Genomic DNA, 25535 nt, shown 5'->3' on the forward strand with positions numbered 1-25535 from the left:
CCGCGCGGGGCGGGAGGTACAGTGCCAGGACCTGCCCCCCATGGCCTTCCACCCGCGACCGTGAGGCATGCGCACACGTGCTGACGACGACCACCACCAAGGTCCTGGAGCCCGGCGACCTCGACGTCGCCCTCGCCGTCCTCGACCGCGACCCCGTGGCCAACGCCTTCGTCGCCGCACGCGTCCAGGTCGCGGGCCTCGACCCGTGGCGGCTCGGCGGGGAGATGTGGGGCTGGTACGCGGGCGGTCGCCTGGAGTCGCTCTGCTACGCGGGCGCCAACCTCGTCCCCATCTGCGCCGGCCCCGAGGCCGTACGGGCCTTCGCCGACCGCGCCCGCCGCTCCGGCCGCCGCTGCTCCTCCATCGTGGGGCCCTCCGAGGCCACCGCCGAGCTGTGGTCCCTCCTCGAGCCCCACTGGGGCCCGGCCCGCGAGGTGCGCCCCCACCAGCCCCTGATGGTCACCCGCGGCATGCCCGCCGACGTCGCCCCCGACCCGTTCGTGCGCCGCGTCCGCAAGGACGAGATGGACCTGATCATGCCCGCGTGCGTGGCCATGTTCACCGAGGAGGTCGGCGTCTCGCCGCTCGCCGGCGACGGCGGGCTGCTCTACCAGGCCCGCGTCGCCGAGCTCGTCGGCTCCGGGCGCTCGTTCGCCCGTCTCGAGAACGGCCGCGTCGTCTTCAAGGCCGAGATCGGCGCCGCCACGGCCCGCGCCTGCCAGATCCAGGGCGTGTGGGTCGCCCCCGAGCACCGGGGGCGCGGCCTGTCCGTGACCGGCATGGCGGCCGTGCTGCGGCACGCCCTGGAGGAGGTCTCCCCGGTCGTGAGCCTCTACGTCAACGACTACAACACCGCCGCCCGGGCCGCCTACCGCCGGGTGGGTTTCGAGGAGGTCGGCGCGTTCATGAGCGTGCTGTTCTGAGGCGACCACCGGTGGTACGGGCGGGTAGCCTCCCCGGCATGAATGACATCGCGGTCGGACCGCTCGACCTCGCCGCACGGGTGGACGAGGCACTGGCCGTCCAGGCGGTCGCCTTCGGCCTCACCCCGGAGGAGGTCGGCGTGCGGCGCCACATCGTCCTGAGGCACCTGCAGTGCCCCGGTGCGCGTTCCCTGGGCGCCACCACCCCCGAGGGGCGGCTGGTGGGCTTCGTCTACGGGATGCCGAACGACCGCACGCACTGGTGGTCCACGGTCGTCGAACCGTATCTGCGCGCCAACGGCAACGACGCCTGGCTGGACGACTCCTTCGTCATCACCGAGCTGCACGTCCACCCCGCCTTCCAGAACCGGCGGATCGGGCGGACCCTCATCACCGACATCACGGCCACGGCGAGCGAACCCCGCTCCATCCTGTCCGCCATCGACAAGGAGAGCCCCGCCCGGGCGCTCTACCGCAAGCTGGGCTACCGCGACCTCGCCCGCAACGTGGTCTTCCCGAGCGCCGCACGGCCGTACGCGGTGATGGGCGCGCCGCTGCCGCTGCAGACCTGACAAATGACTTGGGGGCGCCGCCGGGCGCCGCATACGCTCCTCGCGACCGCGCGCACGCGCGCGCCGGCCCCCCGACGCGCCCCCGTGTCCACGCGCCCGTTGCTCGTCCGTACGTCCGCACGCCCGCAGGAGAGACCATGGCCCACGTCCAGCGCATGTCCACGAGCATGATCAAGACACTGCGCGACGATCCGGCCGACGCGGAGACCGCCAGCCACAAGCTGCTGGTCCGCGCCGGCTACGTCCGCCGCTCCTCGGCGGGTGTCTGGACCTGGCTGCCGCTGGGCAAGAAGGTGCTCGACAACGTCTCGCGGGTGGTGCGCGAGGAGATGGACGCCATCGGCGGCCAGGAGGTCCTGCTGCCCGCGCTGCTGCCCAAGGAGCCGTACGAGACGAGCGGGCGCTGGGAGGAGTACGGCGAGCTGCTGTTCCGGCTGCGCGACCGCAAGGGCGCGGACTATCTGCTCGGCCCCACCCACGAGGAGATCTTCACGCTGACGGTGAAGGACCAGTGCACGTCCTACAAGGACCTGCCGGTGATCCTCTATCAGATCCAGACCAAGTACCGGGACGAGGCGCGGCCGCGCTCGGGCGTGCTGCGCGGGCGCGAGTTCCAGATGAAGGACTCGTACTCCTTCGACACCACCGACGAGGGCCTCGCCGAGTCCTACCGACTGCACCGCGCCGCCTACACCCGCGTCTTCGAGCGCCTGGGCCTGGACTACCGGATCGTCTCCGCCGTCTCGGGCGCGATGGGCGGCTCGGCGTCCGAGGAGTTCCTCGCCCCGGCCGCGGCCGGCGAGGACACCTTCGTCGACTGCCCGAAGTGCGACTACGCCGCCAACACCGAGGCGGTGACGACGGTGGTGGCCCCCGCCGACCCGTCGGGGCACGGCCCGGTGGAGGAGCTGGACACCCCGGACACCCCCACCATCGAGAGCCTCGCCGCGTACCTGGACGTGCCGGCCTCGGCGACGCTGAAGAACCTGCTCGTCAAGGTCGACGGCGAGGTCTGGGCCGTCGGCGTCCCCGGCGACCGCGAGGTCGACCTGGCCAAGCTGGGGGAGCATCTGGCGCCCGCCGTGGTGGAGTTGGTGACGGCCGAGGACTTCGTGGGACGGCCGGAGCTCGTACGGGGCTACGTCGGCCCGCAGGGCCTCGGCCTGCCCTACCTCGCCGACCCGCGCGTGGCAGCGGGCACGTCCTGGATCACCGGCGCCAACAAGCCCGGCACGCACGCCCGCAACGTGGTCTGCGGGCGGGACTTCACGGTCGACCGCTACCTCGACGTCGTCGTGGTCGAGCCGGGCGACCCGTGCCCCCGCTGCGGAGCCGGACTGGAGATCGGCCGGGCGATCGAGATCGGCCACATCTTCCAGCTCGGCCGCAAGTACGCCGACGCCTTCGGCCTCGACGTCCTCGGCCCCCAGGGCAAGCCGGTCCGCGTCACGATGGGCTCCTACGGCATCGGCGTCTCGCGCGCCGTCGCCGCGCTGGCCGAGCAGACCCACGACGGCGCCGGGCTGTGCTGGCCGCGCGAGGTCGCGCCGGCGGACGTCCACGTCGTGGCGGCGGGGAAGGCCGTCCAGACGCAGCTCGCCGCCGAGCTGTCCGAGCGGCTGGCCGAGGCGGGGGTGCGGGTGCTGCTGGACGACCGGGCGGGGGTGTCGCCCGGGGTGAAGTTCACCGACGCGGAGCTGATCGGCGTGCCGACGATCCTGGTCGTGGGCCGCGGGGCGGCGGACGGCGTGGTCGAGGTGAAGGACCGGCGCACGGGGGAGAAGGAAGAGGTCCCCGTGGCCGAGGTCGTCGCCCGCCTGGCGGCCCGCTGACCGGGGGTACGGCCGGGTCGCCGTGAGCCGTCACAGCAACCCGGCGAACTCCAGCAGCAGTTCGCCCTGACCCCGCGCCCCCAGCGAGAGCTGGTGCGCCCCCTCCCGCGCCGTGCGGAAGAGCGTCCAGTCGCGCAGGCGGCCGGGGTCGACGTCCAGCGACTCGGCGAGCTTGGCCACCCGCCGCCGCGCCGCGGCCGCGGCGCCCGGGGAGGCGAGCAGGGTGTCGAGGCGGTCGCGGACCAGCCACGCCAGGTCGTAGGCCCGCTCGCCCACCAGCGGGCGCGGGGCGACGGCCAGCCACGGCGAGCGGTCAGCGGCCAGCACGTTGCCCTGGTGGTACTCCCCGTGCAGCAGCATCGCCCCTTCGCCGGCGGGCGGTTCGGCCACCAGGGCGTCGCGCACCTCGAGCGCCTCGTCGAGCACGGCCCGTACGTCCGCCGCCCACGGCTGCTCGCGCTGCGCGCGCAACGTCTCGGCCAGGGCGGCCGTGTGGCCGGCCACGTCCGGGAAGGCGTGCTCCTCGGGCGGGGCCACCCACAGGCGCTGCAGGGTGGCGGCCGCCTCCAGCTGGGCCTTGGCCTCGGCCAGCGAGCGCAGGCTGACGTCGGCGTGCAGCCGCTCCAGCAGCAGCGCGCCCGCCTCCGGGGCGACGTCCAGGGCCCGTACGGCCGACCGGCCGTCCCAGTGGGCGAGCGCGGCGTGTTCGAGGGCGGCCGAGCCGTCGGGCAGGCAGAGCTTGAGGGCGACGGGCGTGCCGTCGGAGCGCCGGGCGAGCACGACCATGCTGGTGCGGCCGCCGGGCGCCTGCACCCGTTCGGGCGTCAGATCCCAGCGCGCCAGGCACTCCCGGGCGAGGTCCGGCAGCGCGGCGAGCCAAAGGTGCGCGGCGTCGCCGTGGACGGGGTCCTCGCTCAGGGTCCGAACCAGCCGCTGGGGCGGTTCGAGGCTGTCGTGCGCTGTGGCCATCCCTGAGCAGTCCCTTTCCTCGGTCACCGGTGCGGCGCTCCCGCCGGTCAGGCCCGCTCGGCGAGCCCAGGGAAGGCTACGCTGCCGCCACGCCAGCGTGCCGCCCGCACCGCCGCCTCGCGCAGCCCCGCCGCCGCCTCGCCGCGCAGCGAGCCGGTGGAGGCCCGGACGAGATCGGCGTAGACGGCCGTGAGCCGGCTCTCCAGCTCCGCCGCCAGCCGCACCGCCGACGCCCCGTCGGTCACGGGGAAGGGCAGCGCGTACGCGGCCGCGGCCGCCTCCGGCTCGGCGCCGAGCGCGCGCACCGCGCGGTTCATCACGTCCCGGCGCGCCCGGTGGACGTCGTACGCCTCGCGCGCCTGCGCCGCGTGTTCCTCCTCGACGCGCCCGCCGACGACGCCGTAGCCGTACACGGCGGCGTGCTCCGCCGCGAGCGCGGCCTGGGCGGCCGGCACCGCCGCCCTGTCGGCGTCGGAGCGCTGGGACGTCGTCATGAGCCGCCTCCGGTGAGCAGATAGGCGTGGGCCGCGCCGGCCGCGGCCACGGAGGCCAGCAGCCGGGCGAGTTCGGGCGGGGCGGAGCCGAGGTCGGCGGTGCGGGCGTCGGCGGCGCGGCGCTCGGCGTCGGCGAGCTCGCCCAGCGCGGCCCGCTCGTCGCCGGGCACCTCCGGCCGTTCGGCCGGGGAGAGGCGGAGGGCGAGGCGGACGGGGTGGTGGACGGCGTGGCGGACCGGGCGGCGGCGGGGGAGCGAACGCCTTGGCGTGGCGCGCGACTTCGGCCCGCAGCGGGCGCAGCCGTTCCTCGAGCGGGGCGTGCGCGGCGATCGTCGCGTCGTACCGTTCCAGCAGTCCCGCCGCGTCCCGCCCGGCGCGGGACCGCAGTCGCTCGGCGGCCGAGGAGCGCTCGTCGGCCGCCGCGTCGCCGCTGCCGCCGTCCGAACATCCGGCGAGCAGTGCGGCGGCGCCCCCGGCCATGAGGGCCGCAGCGCCTCCGGTCAGTACCCTGCGTCTGCGCGGGCCGCCGGCGCCTCGCGTCGTCGTTGTGAGCGGCACGTTCCTCTTTCCCCGTCGTCCGGGCATGATCACCACGCGCGAGCGTACCGGCGTGTGACCGCCTCGGCGCGGACCGGGCACCGAATCGTCAGTCGGCTGCCGGAACAGATAGGCTTTGACCTGACACGCGACCTTCCCACAACAGCACACGCGGCCGAGGAGTCACCCGGATGAGCACCACCCAGAGCGAGCGGCTGCGCGAGCTGCTGGCCCCTCTCGTGAGCGCGCGGGAGCTGGACCTGGAAGAGGTCGAGGTGACGCCGGCCGGCAAGCGGCGTGTGCTGCGCATCGTGGTCGACTCCGACGAGGGCGTGCAGCTGGACACCTGTGCGGACCTGAGCCGCGACATCTCCGCCGCGCTCGACGAGACGGACGTCATGGGCGGCGCGCCCTACGTCCTCGAGGTCACCTCTCCGGGCGCGGACCGCCCCCTGACCCAGCACCGGCACTACGTCCGGGCCACCGGCCGCCTGATCAAGGCGCAGCTGGCCGAGGGCGGGGAGCTCGTCGCGCGGATCGTCTCCGTGGACGACGAGGGTCTCGACCTGGAGGTGCCGGGCGTCAAGGGCCGTAAGCCAACCGCCCGCAGGCTGACCTTCGGCGAGATCGCCAAGGCGCGCGTGGAAATCGAGTTCAATCGCAAGGCGGCGGAAAAGTCCGCCGACGACATTCAAGACGAGTTTCAAGAGGAGGCGTAGCCGTGGACATCGACATGAGCGCCCTGCGGGGTCTGGTGCGGGAAAAGGAGATCTCCTTCGACCTGCTGGTCGAGGCGATCGAGTCGGCCCTCCTCATCGCGTACCACCGCACCGAGGGAAGCCGCCGCCGGGCCCGCGTGGAGCTGGACCGGTCGACCGGGCATGTGACGGTCTGGGCCAAGGAGGACCCGCAGGACCTCGCCGAGGGCGAGGAGGCCCGCGAGTTCGACGACACCCCGTCCGGTTTCGGCCGGATCGCCGCGACCACCGCGAAGCAGGTCATCCTCCAGCGTCTGCGCGACGCCGAGGACGAGATCACTTTCGGTGAGTTCGCCGGGCGCGAGGGCGACGTCGTCGCGGGCATCGTGCAGCAGGGCAAGGACCCCAAGAACGTCCTGGTCGACATCGGCAAGATGGAAGCCATCCTGCCGGTCCAGGAGCAGGTGCCCGGCGAGGAGTACAAGCACGGCACGCGTCTGCGCACGTACGTCGTACGGGTGGCGAAGGGTGTGCGCGGCCCGTCCGTGACGCTCTCGCGCACCCACCCCAACCTGGTGAAGAAGCTCTTCGCCATGGAGGTCCCGGAGATCGCGGACGGCTCGGTGGAGATCGCCGCCATCGCCCGTGAGGCCGGTCACCGCACCAAGATCGCGGTGCGTTCGACCCGCTCCGGCCTGAACGCCAAGGGCGCCTGCATCGGCCCGATGGGCGGCCGGGTCCGCGCGGTCATGGCCGAGCTGCACGGCGAGAAGATCGACATCGTCGACTGGTCGGACGACCCGGCGGAGCTCGTGGCGCACGCGCTGTCCCCCGCACGGGTGAGCAGGGTGGAGGTCGTGGACCTCGCCGCCCGCTCGGCCCGGGTGACCGTGCCGGACTACCAGCTCTCCCTCGCCATCGGCAAGGAGGGGCAGAACGCCCGGCTCGCGGCGCGGCTGACCGGATGGCGGATCGACATCCGTCCGGACACCGAGCAGCAGGGCGAGTAAAGGCGCACGGAAGCGGCAGGGGGCGCGCGACAAGCGGCCTCGAGCGGCCTCGATTGGTCCGTAAAACGACCCTCGAAGACCGTGCCGCCCCGGGTGGGACCTGTTCGGGGCCCTTGTTCCTGGCCGATCTTGGCCGAAATGCATACGCGCACGATCAGTGCCCCGAAGGGGTGAGGTCGGCGCGGGGAGGTAGACTTAACCAGTGTCTGGCCGGACGCATGCCCGCGCATGCCCTGAGCGCACCTGTGTGGGGTGCCGGGAGCGAGCGGCCAAGGGCGAACTGCTGCGGACCGTGGTGATCGAGGGCGAGTGCGTCCCCGATCCTCGCGGTACGCTGCCCGGCCGGGGTGCTTCCGTGCATCCCACACTGGTCTGCCTCGATCTGGCGGTGCGCCGCCGGGCGTTTCCCCGGGCCTTCAAGGTCCCGGGACCGCTCGACACGGCGCGACTGCGCCAGTACGTCGAACAGACCGAGCAGCAGTAGATCGGCCCCGCGATCATGCGGGGATGACCCACGTCAGGTACCTCGCGAGTTGGAAGTAGGTCGAGATTGCGATGAGCACTCGATGAGTACGCGATGAGTACGCCCATGAAGTAGCGACGGTCCGGCGGACACCCGGACCTAGAAGGAGCGAAGTGGCTAAGGTCCGGGTATACGAACTCGCCAAGGAGTTCGGAGTGGAGAGCAAGGTCGTCATGGCCAAGCTCCAAGAACTTGGTGAATTCGTCCGTTCGGCGTCCTCGACCATCGAGGCGCCGGTCGTCCGTAAGTTGACTGACGCATTGCAGGGACCCGGCGGCAACGCCGGCAAGTCCGCTGCGAAGCCCGCGGCGCCGCGTAAGGCAGCGCCGAAGCCGGGTGCCCCCACTCCGGGTGCCCCCGTCCCGCTGCCCCGGCCCCCAAGCCGGCTGCGGAGACCCCACCACCCCCAAGCCGGCCGGCGCCGCGCCGACCCCTGGTCCGCGCCCCGGCCCGAAGCCCGCTCCGGCGGCTCCGGCCAAGCCGGCCCCCGTCACCCCGGTGCCCGCCGCGGAGTTCTCCGCGCCGGCCCCGGCCGCCCCCTCCCAGGACCGCCCCGCGCCGCGTCCCGGTGGTGCCCCCGGTCCGCGCCCCGGCGCGCGTCCCGGCCCCGCCGGTCAGCGTGACGGCGGCCGTCCCGAGCGCGCCCCGCGCCCGGGTGGTCAGGGTGAGCGTGCCCCGCGTCCCGGTGGCGCCCGTCCGGCCGGTCCCCGTCCGGGCAACAACCCCTTCACGTCCGGTGGCTCCACCGGCATGGCCCGTCCGCAGGCCCCCCGTCCGGGTGGCGCCCCGCGTCCGGGTGCCGGCGGTCCCGGTGCTCCCCGTCCGCAGGGCGGTCCCGGCGGCGCCCCGCGTCCGCAGGGTCAGGGCGGTGCCCGTCCGACGCCCGGCGGCATGCCCCGTCCGCAGGCTCCCGGTGGCGCTCCGCGTCCCGGCGGTGCCCCGGCCGGTAACCGTCCGAACCCCGGCATGATGCCGCAGCGTCCCGCTGCCGGCCCGCGTCCGGGCCCCGGCGGCGGCGGTCGCGGTCCCGGCGGCGGCGCAGGTCGTCCCGGCGGCGGTGCCGGTCGTCCCGGCTTCGCCGGTCGTCCGGCCGGTCCCGGTGGCGGCGGTCGTCCCGGTGGCGGCGGCGGCTTCGCCGGTCGTCCCGGTGGCGGTGGCGCTCCCGGTGGCGGCGGCGGCTTCGGCGGTCGTCCCGGATTCGGCGGTCGCCCCGGCGGCCCCGGTGCCCGTGGTGGCACGCAGGGTGCCTTCGGCCGTCCCGGCGGTCCGGCCCGTCGTGGCCGTAAGTCGAAGCGGCAGAGGCGCCAGGAGTACGAGGCCATGCAGGCCCCGTCCGTCGGCGGCGTGATGCTGCCCCGTGGTGGCGGCGAGAGCATTCGTCTGTCCCGCGGTGCCTCCCTCACCGACTTCGCGGAGAAGATCGGCGCCAACCCGGCGTCGCTCGTCGCCGTGATGATGAACCTCGGCGAGATGGTCACGGCCACCCAGTCGGTGTCCGACGAGACGCTGACGCTCCTCGGCGACGAGATGAACTACCGGGTTCAGATCGTCAGCCCCGAGGAGGAGGACCGCGAGCTCCTCGAGTCGTTCTCCATCGAGTTCGGTGAGGACGAGGGCGGCGAGGAGATGCTCGTCTCCCGTCCGCCGGTCGTGACCGTCATGGGTCACGTCGACCACGGTAAGACCCGACTGCTGGACGCGATCCGCAAGACGAACGTCGTTGCGGGCGAGGCCGGCGGTATCACGCAGCACATCGGTGCGTACCAGGTCGCCACCGAGGTCAACGGCGAAGAGCGCGCGATCACCTTCATCGACACCCCGGGTCACGAGGCGTTCACCGCCATGCGTGCCCGTGGTGCGAAGTCCACCGACATCGCGATCCTCGTGGTGGCGGCGAACGACGGTGTGATGCCGCAGACGATCGAGGCGCTGAACCACGCCAAGGCGGCCGACGTGCCGATCGTGGTCGCGGTCAACAAGATCGACGTCGAGGGTGCCGACCCGACCAAGGTGCGCGGTCAGCTCACCGAGTTCGGTCTGGTGGCCGAGGAGTACGGCGGCGACACCATGTTCGTCGACATCTCCGCCAAGCAGGGCCTGCACATCGACAGCCTGCTGGAGGCCGTGGTCCTCACCGCGGACGCCTCGCTCGACCTGCGCGCCAACGCGGAGCAGGACGCGCAGGGTATTGCGATCGAGGCCCACCTCGACCGTGGCCGCGGCGCCGTGGCCACCGTGCTCGTCCAGCGCGGTACCCTCCGCGTCGGCGACACGATGGTCGCCGGTGACGCCTACGGCCGTGTCCGCGCGATGCTCGACGACAAGGGCCAGAACGTGGAAGAGGCGGGTCCGTCGACCCCGGTCCTCGTCCTCGGTCTGACCAACGTCCCGGGCGCCGGCGACAACTTCCTCGTCGTCGACGAGGACCGTACGGCTCGCCAGATCGCCGAGAAGCGCGCTGCGCGTGAGCGCAACGCCGCCTTCGCCAAGCGCACCCGCCGGGTGTCCCTCGAGGACCTCGACAAGGTGCTCAAGGCCGGCCTGGTGCAGGACCTCAACATCATCATCAAGGGCGACGCGTCCGGTTCGGTGGAGGCTCTCGAGTCCTCGCTGCTCCAGCTCGACGTCGGTGAAGAGGTCGACATCCGCATCCTGCACCGCGGTGTGGGTGCGGTCACCGAGTCGGACATCAACCTGGCGACCGGCTCCGACGCCATCGTCATCGGCTTCAACGTCCGCGCCGAGGGCCGTGCCACGCAGATGGCCGAGCGCGAGGGCGTCGACGTCCGGTACTACTCGGTCATCTACCAGGCGATCGAGGAGATCGAGGCGGCCCTCAAGGGCATGCTGAAGCCGGAGTACGAAGAGGTCGAGCTCGGTACGGCGGAGATCCGCGAGATCTTCCGCTCGTCCAAGCTGGGCAACATCGCGGGTGTTCTCATCCGCTCCGGCGAGGTCAAGCGCAACACCAAGGCGCGCCTCATCCGCGACGGCAAGGTCATCGCGGAGGAGCTCAACATCGTCGGTCTGCGTCGTTTCAAGGACGACGTCACCGAGATCCGCGAAGGCTTCGAGGGCGGTATCAACCTCGGAAACTTCAACGACATCAAGATCGACGACGTCATCGCGACGTACGAGATGCGCGAGAAGCCGCGCGGCTGAATCGCGTAGCTCCACTCCGGGGCCGGTCGGCGGATCATATTTCCGTCGATCGGCCCCGGCCGTTGCGTGTACGGTTCGAAGAGGTCGTACATCAGGTACCGCCAGGTACCGGCACATCACTCACGCCTCCCGGGTGGGCCTCACCCGTAACGCATGTATGCAGGGACACTGTCCTTCGACCTTCTTCTCGGCGACGTACGGTCGCTGAAGGAGAAGCGCTCCATCGTCCGCCCGATCGTCGCCGAGCTGCACCGCAAGTACGCGGTGAGCGTGGCGGAGGTCGGCGACCAGGACCTCTACCGCCGGGCCGTCATCGGCGTGGCGGCGGTCTCCGGGGACGCGGGGCACCTCACAGACCTACTGGACCGCTGCGAGCGCTGGGTCGCCGCACGTCCTGAAGTGGAGCTGCTGTCGGTACGACGGCGGTTCCACGGCGACCATGACGACTGAGCGGTCGGCTGGCGCCGAGAGCACAATGCTGGAAGACGAGAAGGAGACGGACCAGTGGCCGACAACGCGCGGGCGAAGAGGCTGGCGGACCTCATCCGCGAGGTGATCGCTCAGAAGCTGCAGCGCGGAATCAAGGACCCGCGGCTCGGCTCGCATGTAACCATCACGGACACCCGGGTCACCGGCGACCTGCGGGAGGCCACGGTCTTCTACACGGTCTACGGCGACGACGAGGAGCGCGCCAGCGCGGCCGCCGGGCTGGAGAGCGCCAAGGGCATCCTGCGCTCCGAGGTCGGCCGTGCCGCGGGCACCAAGTTCACGCCGACACTGACGTTCGTGGCGGACGCCCTGCCGGACAACGCCCGGGCCATCGAGGACCTCCTCGACCGGGCGCGCGCCTCGGACGCCCAGGTGCGCCAGGCCTCCTCGGGCGCCCGGTACGCCGGCGAGGCCGACCCGTACCGCAAGCCCGGCGAGGACGGGGACGACAAGGACGCTGCCGCCGAATGAAGCAGAAGTACAGCGGTCCGGACGGCCTGATCATCGTCGACAAGCCGGCCGGCTTCACCTCGCACGACGTCGTCGCCAAGATGCGGGGCATCGCCCGCACCCGGCGCGTCGGCCACGCGGGGACGCTCGACCCGATGGCGACCGGCGTGCTCGTCCTCGGCGTCGAGCGCGCCACCAAGCTCCTCGGTCACCTCGCGCTGACCGAGAAGGAGTACGTGGCGACCATCCGCCTCGGGCAGAACACGGTCACGGACGACGCGGAGGGGGAGATCACCTCCTCCGCCGACGCCTCCGGCGTCACGCGCGAGGCCATCGACGCCGGCGTCGCCAAGCTGACCGGCGCCATCATGCAGGTGCCGTCCAAGGTCAGCGCGATCAAGATCGACGGTGTGCGCTCGTACAAGCGGGCGCGCGAGGGCGAGGACTTCGAGATCCCCGCCCGGCCGGTGACGATCTCGTCCTTCACCGTGCACGCCGTGCACCCCGCCGAGGCGGCGGACGGCACCCCGGTGCAGGACCTGCTGGTCTCCGTCGTCTGCACCTCCGGCACCTACGTCCGGGCCATCGCCCGCGACCTGGGCGCCGACACGGGCGTCGGCGGCCACCTGACCGCGCTGCGGCGCACCCGGGTCGGTCCGTACGGCATCGGTGACGCCCGCACGCTCGACCAGCTCCAGGAGGAGCTGACCGTGATGCCCGTCGCCGAGGCGGCCTCCGCCGCCTTCCAGCGCTGGGACGTGAACGCCGAGCAGGCCCGCCTGCTGGCCAACGGCGTCCGGATCAAGGTGCCGATGTTCGGCACCACCGGGCCCCTCGCGGTCTTCGGCCCCGACGGCCGCTTCCTCGTGCTGGTGGAGAACCAGGGCGGCAAGGCCAAGAGCCTGGCCGTCTTCGTCTAGCGACGCCGCGGCGGCCGCCCTCGGGCGGCCCCGCACACCGTGGGGCGGGGATCGCGCGACGCGCGCTCCCCGCCCCACGGTCCCCCTCCCACTGGTCTCTATCCATCCGGGACGGATGATTCACCCCAACGGGCAGGCGCTCGGAGTGAACCAGGGGGGTGGAAGGGGGCGCGTTCAGGATGTGATCTGGTTTCGCCGATCATCCGCTGCCTACCGTCGTGTGGACGAACACGGCGGGAGGTTCGACTCGGATGAACGGTCGGCGGACCGATGCCGAAGAGTCGCTGGTACGCATCCGCGACCTCGCCGGTCGCGCGCGAGGTACGGGATTCCTCGCCGACGACCGCGGCACTTTGATCACCAGCCATGAGGCGGTCGACGGCCTCGCCCGCCTGGTGCTGCACGCCCACGGCGAGCTGACCTGCGTCGTCTCCGCGGAGGACGTCACGCCCCTGCCCGAGTTCGACCTCGCCCTGGTGCGTACGGAGGGCCTGTGCGTGCCCCCGCTGCCGGTCGCGGCGGCCGAGCGGGTCGAGGGCGGCAAGGACGTACGGCTGCGCGCCGGGCGCTGGCACAACGCCCGGATCATCGGCGACGTCCCCGTCACCTACACCGCCACCGACCGCTTCCACCTGCTCGGGGCGGCGCTGGAGCTGTCGCTGTCCGAGCGCGCCGGGCTGCGCCTCGGCGAGGAGGCCACCGGCGGACCCGTTTTCGACGCCGTCGGCGGGGCCGTCATCGCCGTCCTCGGTACCGCGCTGCAGGCCGACCGCCGGGCCGCCGGCTTCGCCATCCCGCTGCGCGCGGCCGCCGCGGCCGACCCGGACGGGCCGCTGGCCCAGCTGCTGCACCGCAACGACGCCAGCGTCCCGGCCTTCGGAGCCGACCTCAACCTCGCCGGGGCGCTGCAGCTGACCGCCACCGCCCTGGGCTCGGTCGTCACCCCGCGCGTCTGGCGCGACCCCGTGGAGCGCCCGGAGACCGAGCGCGAGTTCGGTCGCTTCCTCGACTTCGTCGACCTCCTCGACCTCGCGGAGGCCGGCCCGGGCAGCCGGGGCTACGTCCTCGGGCTGGTCGGCGACCCCGGCACCGGCCGCACCACGGAGCTCGGCGCGCTGGCCGGGCGCCGGGCGCGCGGCGCCGAGCCCGCCCCCACGCTCTGGCTGCGCGGCGCCGACCTGCGCGTGGGCGACGAGAGCGTGCGGGACGCCCTCGCGCGCGCCCTCACCGCCGCCGGGCGGATCGTCACCGCCTCGGCGGGCGCCACGGGCACCGTCGGCGACACCTCGGCCGCCACCCCGGAGGCCGTCGCCGAGCTGGCCCGCCGCATGGGCCGCCCCTTGCTCGTCCTCCTCGACGGGCCCGAGGAGATGCCGCCCGTCCTCGCCCACGCCCTGCCCGCCTGGACGGCCGCCACCGCCAAGTGGCTCGAGGCCAACGCCGTCCGCCTGATCGTGGCCTGCCGGCCCGAGCACTGGGAGACCGCCGGCGCGCTCTTCCCCCCGCACGCCCTCCACGGCCCCCGCGACCTGCCGTCCGCGCCGGGCCCGCGCGCCCTGCCGCCCTGCACGCGGCTGGCCGCGCTGACCCCCGGCCAGGCCGCCGAGGCACGCGCCTCCTACGGCATCCCCCCGGACGCCATCGACCCCGCCGACGCGGGCCACCCACTGGCCCTCCGGCTCCTCGCCGAGGTCCGGGCCGCGCTCCCGGACGGCACGGAGGGCGCCGGCGGCGACGGCGAGGCCGCCCCCGACCGCTGGGGCGTCTTCGCCGCCCACCTCGACCTGGTCTGCCTGCGCATCGCCGTCCGGCTCGCCGCCGCCCGCAGGCCGCCGCTGCGCGGCGCCGCGGTCCGTAGGCTGGCCGCCCGGGTGGCCGGACAGGTCCACGAGGCCGCCCGGCGCTGCCTCGGGCCGGGGCAGGGCGAGCTCGAGCGGGAGGCGTTCGAGGAGCTGTTCCCCTGGCGCACGGGCTGGGCGTCCGCCGTCCTGACCGAAGGCCTGCTCGTACCGGCCGGCTCCGGCTACCGCTTCGCCCACGAGGAGTTCGCCGACTGGCTGCAGGGCACCCACCTCGACCTCGACGCCGCGCTGCACGCGCTGGTCCACCGCTGGTACGAACCGGAGGGCCCGCCCGCCGAGGCCGCCGTCCGCCTGCCCTCGCGGGCCGGCGGCGGCCCCATGCCCGTGCCCGGAGGCCACGTACCGCCCCCGCCCGGCTCCGCCGGTGCCGCGCGGGCCGGCGCGTCCCGCCGCCGCAAGCGCGGCGCCCCGGCGGAGCCGCCCCGGCCCCTGCCCGTGCCACGGCACCGCATCGGGCCCGTGCTGCAGGCGATGCTCCTGCTGGCCCGCCGATCGGGGCCGAACGAGCTCTCCCGCCGCCTGAGCGCCCTCGTCCACGCCGTCGAGACGCTCGCCCAGCGGGCGGCGGAGGCCGAGGCCAAGGAGGAGGGCGCGGGCCGGCCGCTCGGTGACCCCTCCTGGTGGGCCGCCCACCTGCTCGGCGAGACGCTGCTGCGGGTTTCCGACGCCACGCCCTACCTGGGCGTGCTGCGCCTGCTCGCCGAGCGCGTCACCGCCCGCTCGGTCGCCGTCGGCGGCTTCGACGGCGAGGCGGCCCCCGCGCTGGGCGGTCTCGCCGAGTTCGGCCCGTGGTTCTGGCGCCGCGTCCCGCTCGTCCTCGCCGACCGGCTCGAGCTCCTGCGCATCCTCCTCCCGGCCGACGGCCCCGCCCCGGGAGCGGCGGCGGCCGAGGACGCCCTCGGCGCGCCGGGTGCGGAGGACGCCGCGCTGCCGGCGGGCGCGGGGCGCGGGGCGGTCCCGGGCCGGGCGGTCGGCGGGGCGGAGGGCGCGGCGGGTGCGGTCGGTACGGGCCGTGCTGCCGAGGGCCCGGCGATCGCTGTCGGTGGTGCGGGTGGGGTGACGGACGAGGCCGGGGTGGCCGACTCCGGGGCGGACGGTGACGTCGGCGGCTGGGTCGACGTCGAGTGGGAGCTCGGCGGGGGCGTCGGCGCCGGTGTGGACGCCCTGGTCGGCGAGCGACACGACACCGCGCCGGACGCCGCCGGGGACCGGGGCGAGGGGACGGAGGAGGACGACGCCCCGGCACGCACGCGTGGCGATTGGGAGACCGACGCGGACGCCTACGCGGACGGGAGGCCCACCGACGAGGCCGGGGCGGGGGCGCGCGTACCGGGTCAGGCGCGGCATGAGGCCGAGGCTGAGGACGGCGCCCCCGGGCCGCGGACGACCCCGTCGGCTCCGCCCAGGGCGCCCGCGAGCCCGTGGTCGGCCGGGTGCCCGGCCGTCGGCGTGGCGGCGGAAAGCCGCGCGCCGGAGCGGCCCGGGCGGCGGCCCGGCCCACGGTTTCCGGCCGCCGGCCGGAGAGCGGGCAGGCGCACGATTCCACCCCTTCCCGGGGCGGCCCCCTCCCGCACGTACCCGGCCAGACGCGCGGCGGCGCCACGGCCCGTACCCCCGCCCCGGCGGGGACGGGGGAGCCGCTGGGTCCCTTGGGCCAGCCCCAGGCGGACCGCTTCCTGACCGCCGTCGCGACCCTGCTGGCGGACAACCCCTGCGTCGCGCAGCCCCTGCTCTGCCGCTGGTTCGGCGACGAGCGGCCGTTGCAGACGGCTCCCGACGGCGCCCTGGTGCGGCCCACGGTGGCCACCGCCGCCCAGGCGCTGCTGCACACCCACCGCAGGCGGGCCATCGACGACCTCGCCGAGGCGCTCGTGCAGGCCGGTCACCCCCGGGCCGACGAACTGCTCGCCGCCCTCGCCGAGGACGAGCCGTCCGCGCTCTGCCGGGCCGTGGACCGGTGGGCGCACGACGAACGTGTCGAGCGCCACGTCGCCGCCGCCGCGTACGGACTGCGGACCGCGCCCCACGTCACCACGGACGCCGACCGCGAGCTGCTGCGCTTCTCCGCGCTCGCCCTGCTGGCCCGCCCCGCCGAGGGCGCCCTGCACGGCACCGCGCTCGCCCTGCTCGTCCGCGATCCCGGCACCCGCGCCCGGCACCTGCCGCAGGCCGTCGGGCGGTTCGCGGCCGGCGACCCCCACCTGCCGCCCGAGGTCCTCGCCCCGGCCCTGACCACCCACCCCGAGCCGGTGCTGGCCGCCTTCCGCGCCCGGCTCTACGAACCGGGCGACCGGCCCGCCGCCGTGCTGCGCACGCTCGCCGAGGTCGCCGCCCCGGCCCTCGCCCGCCGGGTCGCCGACCTCGTACGGGAGCACGTCGAGCACCGCCCGGAGGGCGCGGAGAACGCCGCCGCCTTCGTCGACCGCCGCCTGGAGGACGGCCCCGCCGCCCGTTCCGTGATCTTCCCGCTGGTGGTGGACCTGCTGCGGACCCGGCCCGCCCACGTCCGCCGCGCCCTCGCGCCCGTCCTCGCCGACCCCGGCACCCCGGTTTCCCGGCCCCTGCGCCAGGAGTTGCTCGAGGTGCTGATGGAGCGGGAGGAGTACGGGCCGTCCGAGCGGGACGCCACCGTCCTCGACGCGCTGCTGAGAGCGGTGGCGGCGGGCGCCGCCGAGCGCACCGAGGCCCGCACCCGCGACCTCGTCCACCGCACCGGCCTGCTGATGGCCCGCACGCCCGAGGGGGCCGCGTGCTTCGACCGGCGGCTGACGCAGCTGGCCCGGGAGGTGCCGGTCTTCGGCGATCAAGTACGCGGATGGCTGAAATCGGCGCCCGCGCAGTGGGCCGTGGTCGTGGGCCCGAGCGCCCGCATCCGGCTGACGGCGGGGCGTGAGAAGGGGGTGGGAGGGGTCAGGGGGCGCATCGGATCCCACGCACCCAGCGGACGTGACCGGCACCGCACCGGCCGATGCGGGACGCCGCCAACCGGCATGGCACTCTTAGTCCTGCGTCATCAGACAGACAAAGGTTCGGGTTCGGGCGAGGAGCGGGCACAGTGCAGCGCTGGCGTGGCTTGGAGGACATCCCCCAGGACTGGGGGCGCAGCGTCGTCACCATCGGCTCGTACGACGGCGTGCACCGCGGGCATCAACTGATCATCGGCCGGGCCGTGGACCGGGCGCGCGAGCTCGGCGTCCCCTCGGTCGTGGTGACCTTCGACCCGCACCCCAGCGAGGTCGTCCGCCCCGGCAGCCATCCGCCGCTGCTGGCGCCGCACCACCGGCGCGCGGAGCTGATCGCGGAGCTCGGCGTGGACGCGGTGCTGATCCTGCCGTTCACGGCGGAGTTCTCGAAGCTGTCGCCGGCCGACTTCGTGGTGAAGGTGCTGGTCGACAAGCTGCACGCCAAGCTCGTCGTCGAGGGCCCCAACTTCCGCTTCGGCCACCGCGCGGCGGGCGACGTCGGCTTCCTCGAGGAGCTCGGCGCCACCTACGACTTCGGCGTCGAGGTCATCGACCTCTTCGTCTCCGGTGAGGCGGGCGGCGGACTGCCGTTCTCCTCCACCCTGGCCCGGCGCCTGGTCGCCGAGGGCGACGTCGCGGGCGCGATGGAGATCCTCGGCCGCCCGCACCGCGTCGAGGGCGTCGTCGTGCGCGGCGCGCAGCGCGGCCGCGAGCTGGGCTTCCCGACGGCCAACGTGGAGACGCTGCCGCACACCGCGATCCCCGCGGACGGCGTCTACGCGGGATGGCTGACCGCCGGCGGCGAGTCGATGCCCGCCGCGATCTCGGTCGGCACGAACGTGCAGTTCGACGCCACCGAGCGGACCGTGGAGGCCTACGCCATCGACCGCGTCGGCCTCGAGCTGTACGGGCTGCACGCGGGCGTGGACTTCCTCTCCTACCTGCGCGGCATGGAGAAGTTCGAGTCCATCGAGGCACTCCTGGAGTGCATGGCGGACGACGTGAAGCGGGCGCGCGACATGGTCGCGGCGCACGAGGCGGCGGTCGTCGCGGGCTGACCGCGACACCTGCCCGCCTCGTGACGCGGAAGGGCCCCGGGCGCTGTGCGCCCGGGGCCCTTCGCGTCGCCTCCGGCTACTGCTGAGGCGGCTGCGGCTGGGACCAGCCGCCCTGGTCGGGATACGGCTGGCCCTGGTCGGGATACGGCTGGCCCTGGTCGGGGTACGGCTGGCCCTGGTCGGGGTACGGCTGGGGGTGCTGCGGATACGCGCCCGGCTGCGCCATGGGCTGCTGCTGGTGGCCCGGGGCGTAGGGGTAGGGCGCCGCTTCCGGCGCGTACCCGGCGGGCGCCTGATGGGCCTGCTGAACCTGCTGGGGCGCGGGTGCTCCGTACAGGCCCTGTTGCTGCTGGGCCCGGGTGAAGTCCTCGGCCACCATGGCCGACAGGTGGAAGTACGCCTCGCGGGTCTTGGGCCGCATCATCTCGAGGTCGACCTCCGCGCCCGTCGCCAGGTGCTCGTCGAACGGCACGACGACCACGCCGCGGCAGCGGGTCTCGAAGTGCGACACGATGTCCTCGACCTTGATCAGCTTGCCGGTCTCCCGGACGCCCGAGATCACCGTGATGCTGCGCGACACCAGCTCGCCGTAGCCGTGCGCCGCCAGCCAGTCCAGGGTGGTGCTGGCGCTGCTGGCGCCGTCGACGGACGGCGTCGAGATGATGATCAGCTGGTCGGCGAGGTCGAGCACCCCGCGCATCGCGCTGTAGAGGAGGCCGGTGCCCGAGTCGGTGAGGATGATCGGGTACTGCCTGCCCAGCACGTCTATGGCGCGCCGGTAGTCCTCGTCGTTGAAGGTGGTGGAGACGGCCGGGTCCACGTCGTTGGCGATGATCTCCAGTCCGGAGGGCGCCTGCGAGGTGTAACGGCGGATGTCCATGTAGCTGTTGAGGTGCGGGATCGCCTGCACCAGGTCGCGGATCGTCGCGCCGGTCTCGCGGCGCACGCGACGGCCGAGCGTACCGGCGTCGGGGTTGGCGTCGATCGCGAGGATCTTGTCCTGGCGCTCGCTGGCGAGCGTCGCACCGAGCGCGGTGGTGGTCGTCGTCTTGCCGACGCCGCCCTTGAGGCTGATGACCGCGATCCGGTAGCACGAGAGCACGGGCGTACGGATCAGCTCGAGCTTGCGCTGACGCTCCGCCTCCTCCTTCTTGCCGCCGAACTTGAAGCGGTTGCTGGGCTGCTTGCGCGGCTTGGGCTTGCCCTTGAGCAGCCGCTCGGAGGACAGCTCCACCGCCGCCGTGAACCCGAGCGGCGCCCCGTGCACGGACCGCTGCCGCTGCTCGGGCGTTATGGTCGGCCAGCCCCCGGCACGGGGGTCGACGGGCGCCCCGGGCACGCCGCCGTCGTCGGCCACCGGCTGCGCGGGGTAGCCCTGTTCCCCCGCCCACGGCTGGGGCTGGCTCGGCCCCCGGTCCAGGGCCTCCCGCACCTCCTGCGGTACGCCGTCGGCCTGCGGCTGCGGCATGCCGGGGTACGGCTGGGCCTGGGCCTGCGGCTGGAGGGGGGACGGCGGCGCGTACGGGCCGGGCGCGGGCTGACCCGGCGCCGGCTGACCGTGCACGACGGCCGGGGGCAGCGCACCCGGCGGCTGGGCGGCGGGGTAGCCGTAGCCGCCCGGCGGGGCGACCGGGACGGGGGCGTGGACGGCCGGGGCGGCCGCCGCGTCGGGACGCGGATAGCCGTAGCCGTCCTGAGGAGTTGGGGCCGGGGCCGCAGCGGCAGGGGCGGCCGTGAGGGGCGCCGGTGCCGGAACGGCCGTCAGGTCCGGCCGCGGATAGCCGTAGCCGTCCTGCGGCGCGGGCGCGGGCGCGGTGGGCGCGGGGTAGGCGTAACCCGCGGTGGGCGCGGGCGCGTTGAGCGCCGGGGCCGGGGCCGGGGCCGGGGCCGGGGCCGGGGCCGGGGCCGGGGCCGGGGTGGCGGGGGTCGGGTAGCCGTGGGCGGGGGCGCGGGTGCGTCGGCGACCGGAGCAATGGGCGGGACCGGCGCCGGCGCCGGTGCGGGTGCCTGGGCCGGAGTGGCGTACGGGCCGGGGCGTTGACGTCCAGCGCCGGTGCGTCGGCAGGCGGGACGGCCGGGGTCGCCGGGGTCGCAGGAGCCGCGGGTGCGGCCTGCGGCGCGGACGCGTCGACGGCCGGCGCCTCCGGGGACGCCTGAACAGCCGGGAGAGCCGGGGCCTCGGGAGCCGGCGGAGCCGTCGGCGTGACGGGCGCCTCCTGGGGCGTGAACGTCTCGGCGACGGGGCGGCCGGTACGGCCGGAGCCACCGGCGACTCGGGGGCCTCCTGGACGACCGGCACGGTCGCGACCGCCGGGGCCTCGGGGGCTTCCGGGGTCGCTGGAACCGCCTGGGCCGGGACCTCAAGGGCCTCCGGCGTTTCCTGCGGCGCTACGGGCGTCTCGGCGACCGGCGTGGCCGGCGTGGCCGGGAAGTCCGGTGCGGCCGGGGAGCGGGCGGCGTGCTCGGGCCGGGGTAGCCGTACCCGCCGGTCGGGGCGGGGACGGCCGCCGCTTCCGGGCCGGGGTAGCCGTAACCGCCCTGCGGTGCGGGGTGGTCGTGGCCCTCCGGAGCGGTAGGCGCGGCGGCGGGCGCCGCCTCCGGGGTGTCCGTCGCGTCGGGGTGCGGGTGGGGAGCTCGTAGGCGGCGGGCTGCGGGGCGCTCGGGGGCGCGGGCGGCATCGCGGGCGGGAAGTCGGGCGGCAGCGGCGGCAGCGCCCCTGGGGCACCGGCGGCGGGGTCCACGCCCCCACGGGCGCCTGCGGCGCGGCCGGTTCGGCGGCCGGTTCCGCGACCGGCTCGGGGGACGGCTCCACGGCGGAGAACGCCATGGTGGCGAGGTCGACGGGGCTCGGAGCCGGAACCTCGTCCGCCGGAGCCGGAACAGCCTCCTCGAGCGGGGCCGGGGCCGGCGCCGGAGCCGGGTCGGTGGCCGGGGTCGTGGTCTGCGTGTACCACGCGGGCGGCGTGTAATCGATGGTGAACTCACCCGTGTGTTCGGGTTCGTGCTCGGTGTCGGGCCGGTCCTCGCCGGCTGTCTTCCCGGCCGCGCGGATCTCGTCCCGATCGCTGCTCACAATGCCTCCTGCTGGTGTGGTCCGGCGCCCATGGATGTCATCCGGCGGGGCCGACCGTTCCTGTCGCCCCGAACGCCCGTTCTCGTCGGCTGTCACGCGACAGGCCCGGCGTCGGTTCTCCAGTGCGTACGTTCATACAGACTAATCGTCATCCGCATCACGGCGTCAGGCCCGCCCCACCCCGCTCGCGGCGTGTCACTCCATGCGTCGTGCGGCGCCCAGGAGGCCCGTCTCCGGCTCGGTCGGACGCGTGGTCACATAGGTGCGGGCGGAAGGCGTGCACCACAGCGTGACCCCGTCCGGAAGGGCGGACAGCGCTTCGACGTCGTCGGCGGGAAGGTTCATCGTGCGGCCCACCAGCAGGGCCTCTTCGGGGGCGACGCGCTGCACTCCCACGAGGTCCGCCCGCTCCATGAGGCGCGGAGTGGTGGGGCCGAGGTAGGGCAGGAGGGTCAGGACGGACTGCCAGGGGGCCGCGCCGACCCGGCCGCGCGGCGGCCGTGCCCCGCAGTCGCGGACGAGGAGCACGGGGCTGTGTGCCGACGGCCCCTGGGGCGGGACGCGGCCGACGTCGTGGAGCGTGACGCACTGCCGGCCGCTGTTGGCCGACTGCGCGAGCGTGCTCCACAGTTGCCGACGCCCGGTCTCGACGGCGACCCGCGCGCCCGTGCCGACCGCGCGCAGGGCGAGGACCTGTGCCGTCCACGCGCCGCCCACCAGCACGACGTCGAACGCGGAGGGGCGGGCGAGGCCCAGCACGGCGGGTGCGCCCTGCGCGTCGGAGCCGATGACCACGCCGTCGTCGCCGACGGGCAGGGCCAGCGCGTCGAACTGCTCGGGCGACAGCTCGTGCCGCCCGCGCCGGGGGCCGAGCAGGCCGAAGCCCAACCGCGGCCGGGGCGTGGCGTTCACAGGTGTGCCGGCGTTCATCAGCGGGTGCCTCCCAGCGGCAGTGTGGCGAGCACGCCGGGCACCTGCTCCTGGTCCAGCCGCACGATCCCCGCTCGTACGGCCTTGGCGGTGCGTTCCAATTCCCGCCCGGTATCGTGGAGTTCGTCCGCACTGCGGGCGCATATGCGGATGTGTCCCGACACGGTCGGCGCGTGCCGGCGGTGCACCGTCCGGCCCCGCCCGAGGGTGAGGCTCAGCGTGGTGGAGAGCGCGGGCAGCGAGGTCAGCAGCGCGGCGAACTGCGGCAGGGGAGCCGCGCCCCCGCCCAGCCGGGGCCAGCGGCTCACCCAGTACGTCGTGTGCCAGCGGTCGTCGCAGCGCCAGGCCCGGGGGCTCTCGGCGGTCCGCCGGGCGGGCACGGGCGCGAGGGCCGCCCGGTCCGTGGCCGCCGGATTGAGGTCGGCCGCCGCCGCCAGGGCGGCCGTCAGACCGTCCTCGGTCAGGGGCGTCGCGGCGAATCCGGCCCCCCGCAGCCGGCTCGCCAGCTGGTCGACCGCCCGCAGCAGGCATCGCCGCGCCCCTTCGGTGCCGCCGCCGCGCGCCTCGACGGCCGCGGGGCACAGCTCGGGGTCGAATTTCAGCGCCACCCAGGTCTGGCGTACGGCGGGGGAGCCCGTGAGGGCCTGCAGGGGTGCGTAGTTCGCGACCGGCAGCGCTCCGGCGGGCAGATCCGGGGCGGGGGAGGGCAGCGTCGTCTGCACCACCTGCGCCGATTCCAGCCGGATGTCGTCGATGTCCAGGGCGTCCCGCAGCAGTCCCAGCGGCAGCGCGCCCGCCACCCGGTCCGCGCGCAGCGGCCGGTCCACGGCCTCGACCCGCAACACCGCCGTCAGGAACGTGCCGTCGCCGACCAGCCCGAGCGTCCGGTCGTTGCGCACGGCGAAGGAGGCGGTGCGCAGCGCCGGTTCGCACTCCATCAGCGGCGCGAGCCGGGGGTCCGTGCCCGCGGCCGGCGGCCAGGCCGCGGCCCGGCCGCCGCGCCGCCGCAGGGCGACGGCCGACGCCAGCCACTCCGTGACCGGCCGGCGTCCCCGGCGAACCAGCGCGAGCAGCACCAGGACCAGGGCGAGCGCCATCGCGGGGGCCAGCAGGGCCCGCGCGGCCGCCCAGGCGGTGACCACCACGGCGGCCGCCACCTCGACCAGCACGAGCTGTCGCAGCCGCACCGGGCCCTGCGAGCCGTGTCCGGGGGCCGGGCGCGGGGTGACCGCGTCGGCGCCGGACTCCGGGCCGGCGGCGGCCCGTACGCGCGTGGTGGCGGCCATGGCCGTCGATCCCCCCTGTCCCGTAATGAATCCCCGGAAATCGGCCGCAGCCTCCGTCGCCACCGGGCCCGGTGGCGTCCCCCGGCGGCAGGTGCCGATCACCTACGGGCATAGTAGAGGCTCGGTATGACACCGCATCCGATCGGGCGGCGGCCGCGGCCGTGGTCAAGGCGCCAGTGAAGTCGCAGGGAAAACGGGGGAGAAACGACTCGACATGGCATCTCGGCGGGATGAACTCAACGCCTATACTTTCGCGAAGAAACGGACAGTTGCCGCCTTTCTGCAGCCTTCGCTCAGCGGCTCGGAGGAAGGCGCGCCGCGCCCGCTGCGCACGGTCCTGCCCGGCATCGTCGTCGGGGCCCTGCTCGTCGCGGGCTTCGGTGCGTGGGGCGTGTTCAAGCCGGTGGCCCCCAAGGGCTGGGACGACGTCGGCGCCCATGTGATCGTCGGCAGCGACTCCACCACCCGCTATGTCGTGCTCGTGACGGAGGGCAAGAAACAGCTGCACCCCGTCCTCAATCTCGCCTCCGCCAGGCTCCTCATCTCCCCGGGCAGGTCCGGGGTGATCAAGGTCCGGGAATCCGAGCTCGACAACGGACACATTCCGCGCGGCCCCACGCTCGGCATTCCGTACGCACCGGACCGAATGCCCTCCGCCGCCCAGGCGGGGAATGAGAAACAGTGGGCAGTCTGCCAACAACCCGGCGGCGGCGGTAAAACCACTCAAAAGGCGGTTTTCCTTTTCTCCGACGGCGATCCCAAGGCCAAGCGACTGGACGGCACCCAACGGCTGCGCGGCGGACAGGCGCTGTACGTCCAGGGACCGGACGACGCCCGCTACCTCGTCGACCCCGGCGGCACCCGCTACCTCATCGGCGGACCCGAGTGGAAGAACGCGGACGAGGCCGACCACAACCTCCTGCTGCGCGCCCTCTTCCACGACGGCGCCCAGCCGCAGCGCGTCACCAAGGAATGGCTCGGAACCCTCCGCGAGGGCACGCCCGTCACCTTCCCCGAGACCGGCGGCACCATCGGCGATCCGGCCGGCGTGCCCACGCTCGGCAAGGCCAACCGCGTCGGCATGATCCTGCAGGCCCCGACCGGCACCTCCACCCAGCACTACGTCGTCCTGCCCGGAAAGGTGGCCCGCGTCTCGGAGTTCGTCGCCAAGCTCCTCCTCAGCAGCCGCGCCCTCAGCCCGCTGGGCCAGGCCGGCACGCCCCAGCGGGTGAGCGCCGCCGACTTCACCCCGGACGCCCAGGAGTTCTACGGCGACCGGCACTGGCCCACCCAGGTGCCGCGCCAGGCCAACGCCGGCGGCGACGCCAAGGGCACCGTCTGCAGCCTCTTCGCCGGCCTCGACGCGGGCGGCACCCCGAAGCTGGGCGTGTGGGCGGGCAAGGAGTACCCCGCCACCATCCCCGACGGCGCCACCAGCGCGTACGTCACCCCCGGCTCCGGCCTGCTCTATCGCCAGGTCACCGGGCGCCAGACGAACAGCGGCGCGATCTTCCTCGTCACCGACACCGGGCTGCGCTACGCCGTGCAGTCCAACAGCGACAGCGCCACGGCCAAGTCGAAGATCGGCGAGGAACGGACGGCGGCGGAGCCCGGCTCCCCGGAGAACGGCGCGGCCCCCGGGGTCAGCGAGGCGGACCAGGCCCGTATCCTGCTCGGCTACCAGAACGTCACGCCGGTCGCCGTCCCCGCGAACTGGTCCCAGTTCCTGCCGACCGGGCCCCGGCTGGACGCCAACAGCGCCCGGCAGCCCCAGGGTTCGTAGG

17 protein-coding genes and 3 pseudogenes are annotated in these 25535 nt (G+C 74.6%); 14 read left to right on the forward strand and 6 right to left on the reverse strand.

The window, feature by feature from the left end:
* The first annotated feature begins 77 nt into the window (after nucleotides 1-77).
* The 3 genes from J1792_RS21825 to J1792_RS21835 all read left to right on the forward strand — a co-directional run bounded on the left by J1792_RS21825 (nucleotide 78) and on the right by J1792_RS21835 (nucleotide 3327).
* Nucleotides 78-923 (forward strand): GNAT family N-acetyltransferase, encoded by an 846-nt coding sequence (locus tag J1792_RS21825; protein WP_086570275.1) that lies wholly within the window; start codon nucleotides 78-80, stop codon nucleotides 921-923.
* Nucleotides 924-961: 38 nt separating this feature from the next.
* A complete protein-coding gene (locus tag J1792_RS21830; RefSeq protein WP_086570277.1) occupies nucleotides 962-1495 on the forward strand; it encodes a GNAT family N-acetyltransferase in 534 nt (177 codons plus the stop codon).
* 137 nt (nucleotides 1496-1632) lie between these two features.
* On the forward strand, nucleotides 1633-3327 hold the full coding sequence (locus J1792_RS21835; RefSeq protein ID WP_086570279.1) for a proline--tRNA ligase: 1695 nt from the start codon (nucleotides 1633-1635) through the stop codon (nucleotides 3325-3327).
* Between the two features lie 30 nt (nucleotides 3328-3357).
* Here the strand turns inward: J1792_RS21835 and J1792_RS21840 are convergent, their stop codons facing one another.
* The 3 genes and pseudogenes from J1792_RS21840 to J1792_RS21850 all read right to left on the reverse strand — a co-directional run bounded on the left by J1792_RS21840 (nucleotide 3358) and on the right by J1792_RS21850 (nucleotide 5348).
* The gene (locus J1792_RS21840; protein WP_086570281.1) at nucleotides 3358-4296 is read right to left on the reverse strand and encodes an aminoglycoside phosphotransferase family protein; all 939 of its coding nucleotides are present in this window, start codon (nucleotides 4294-4296) and stop codon (nucleotides 3358-3360) included.
* A gap of 47 nt (nucleotides 4297-4343) precedes the next feature.
* Complete coding sequence (locus J1792_RS21845) at nucleotides 4344-4790, reverse strand: ferritin-like domain-containing protein (protein WP_086570283.1); 447 nt, start codon at nucleotides 4788-4790, stop codon at nucleotides 4344-4346.
* Nucleotides 4787-5348, reverse strand: a pseudogene (locus tag J1792_RS21850) (hypothetical protein). The gene J1792_RS21845 and the pseudogene J1792_RS21850 overlap by 4 nt, the downstream one beginning before the upstream one ends.
* A gap of 170 nt (nucleotides 5349-5518) precedes the next feature.
* Between J1792_RS21850 and rimP the strand changes: the two are divergent.
* From rimP to J1792_RS21900, 10 genes and pseudogenes are all read left to right on the forward strand, one after another.
* Nucleotides 5519-6046 carry a ribosome maturation factor RimP gene (gene rimP, locus J1792_RS21855; RefSeq protein WP_207248023.1) on the forward strand — a complete coding sequence of 176 codons (528 nt, stop codon included), beginning with the start codon at nucleotides 5519-5521 and terminating at the stop codon, nucleotides 6044-6046.
* 2 nt (nucleotides 6047-6048) lie between these two features.
* Entirely contained in the window at nucleotides 6049-7035 is a 987-nt protein-coding gene (gene nusA / locus J1792_RS21860; RefSeq protein ID WP_086570288.1) for a transcription termination factor NusA, read from the forward strand.
* Between the two features lie 202 nt (nucleotides 7036-7237).
* The gene (locus tag J1792_RS21865) at nucleotides 7238-7519 is read left to right on the forward strand and encodes a YlxR family protein (RefSeq protein WP_086570290.1); all 282 of its coding nucleotides are present in this window, start codon (nucleotides 7238-7240) and stop codon (nucleotides 7517-7519) included.
* Nucleotides 7520-7671: 152 nt separating this feature from the next.
* Nucleotides 7672-10720: pseudogene (gene infB / locus J1792_RS21870) on the forward strand (translation initiation factor IF-2).
* A gap of 153 nt (nucleotides 10721-10873) precedes the next feature.
* Nucleotides 10874-11170, forward strand: coding sequence for a DUF503 domain-containing protein (locus J1792_RS21875; protein WP_086568734.1), 297 nt, complete (start codon nucleotides 10874-10876; stop codon nucleotides 11168-11170).
* A 54-nt stretch (nucleotides 11171-11224) separates the two neighbouring features.
* Entirely contained in the window at nucleotides 11225-11680 is a 456-nt protein-coding gene (rbfA, locus tag J1792_RS21880; RefSeq protein ID WP_086568736.1) for a 30S ribosome-binding factor RbfA, read from the forward strand.
* Nucleotides 11677-12579 carry a tRNA pseudouridine(55) synthase TruB gene (gene truB, locus J1792_RS21885; protein WP_086568738.1) on the forward strand — a complete coding sequence of 301 codons (903 nt, stop codon included), beginning with the start codon at nucleotides 11677-11679 and terminating at the stop codon, nucleotides 12577-12579. The genes rbfA and truB overlap by 4 nt, the downstream gene beginning before the upstream one ends.
* 251 nt (nucleotides 12580-12830) lie before the next feature.
* Complete coding sequence (locus J1792_RS21890) at nucleotides 12831-16121, forward strand: trypsin-like peptidase domain-containing protein (RefSeq protein ID WP_207248024.1); 3291 nt, start codon at nucleotides 12831-12833, stop codon at nucleotides 16119-16121.
* A pseudogene (locus J1792_RS21895) lies at nucleotides 16094-17311 on the forward strand (serine protease); the annotation flags it as partial. The gene J1792_RS21890 and the pseudogene J1792_RS21895, both read left to right, overlap by 28 nt.
* A gap of 185 nt (nucleotides 17312-17496) precedes the next feature.
* Nucleotides 17497-18462, forward strand: a complete 966-nt coding sequence (locus J1792_RS21900; protein WP_086574273.1) for a bifunctional riboflavin kinase/FAD synthetase — start codon at nucleotides 17497-17499, stop codon at nucleotides 18460-18462.
* A 76-nt stretch (nucleotides 18463-18538) separates the two neighbouring features.
* On the opposite strand, the gene J1792_RS35115 is transcribed toward J1792_RS21900, so the two are convergent.
* The 3 genes from J1792_RS35115 to eccE all read right to left on the reverse strand — a co-directional run bounded on the left by J1792_RS35115 (nucleotide 18539) and on the right by eccE (nucleotide 23751).
* Nucleotides 18539-21535 carry an SCO5717 family growth-regulating ATPase gene (locus tag J1792_RS35115; RefSeq protein WP_307843058.1) on the reverse strand — a complete coding sequence of 999 codons (2997 nt, stop codon included), beginning with the start codon at nucleotides 21533-21535 and terminating at the stop codon, nucleotides 18539-18541.
* A 195-nt stretch (nucleotides 21536-21730) separates the two neighbouring features.
* Nucleotides 21731-22465 carry a hypothetical protein gene (locus J1792_RS21910; RefSeq protein WP_086573713.1) on the reverse strand — a complete coding sequence of 245 codons (735 nt, stop codon included), beginning with the start codon at nucleotides 22463-22465 and terminating at the stop codon, nucleotides 21731-21733.
* Nucleotides 22465-23751, reverse strand: a complete 1287-nt coding sequence (eccE, locus tag J1792_RS21915; protein WP_207248026.1) for a type VII secretion protein EccE — start codon at nucleotides 23749-23751, stop codon at nucleotides 22465-22467. The genes J1792_RS21910 and eccE overlap by 1 nt, the downstream gene beginning before the upstream one ends.
* Nucleotides 23752-23965: 214 nt before the next feature.
* Between eccE and eccB the strand changes: the two genes are divergently transcribed.
* Nucleotides 23966-25534 carry a type VII secretion protein EccB gene (gene eccB, locus J1792_RS21920; protein ID WP_086573717.1) on the forward strand — a complete coding sequence of 523 codons (1569 nt, stop codon included), beginning with the start codon at nucleotides 23966-23968 and terminating at the stop codon, nucleotides 25532-25534.
* Nucleotide 25535: the final 1 nt, after the last annotated feature.

The sequence above is a fragment of the Streptomyces triculaminicus genome (assembly GCF_017349075.1).
GTDB classification, from domain to species: domain Bacteria; phylum Actinomycetota; class Actinomycetes; order Streptomycetales; family Streptomycetaceae; genus Streptomyces; species Streptomyces triculaminicus.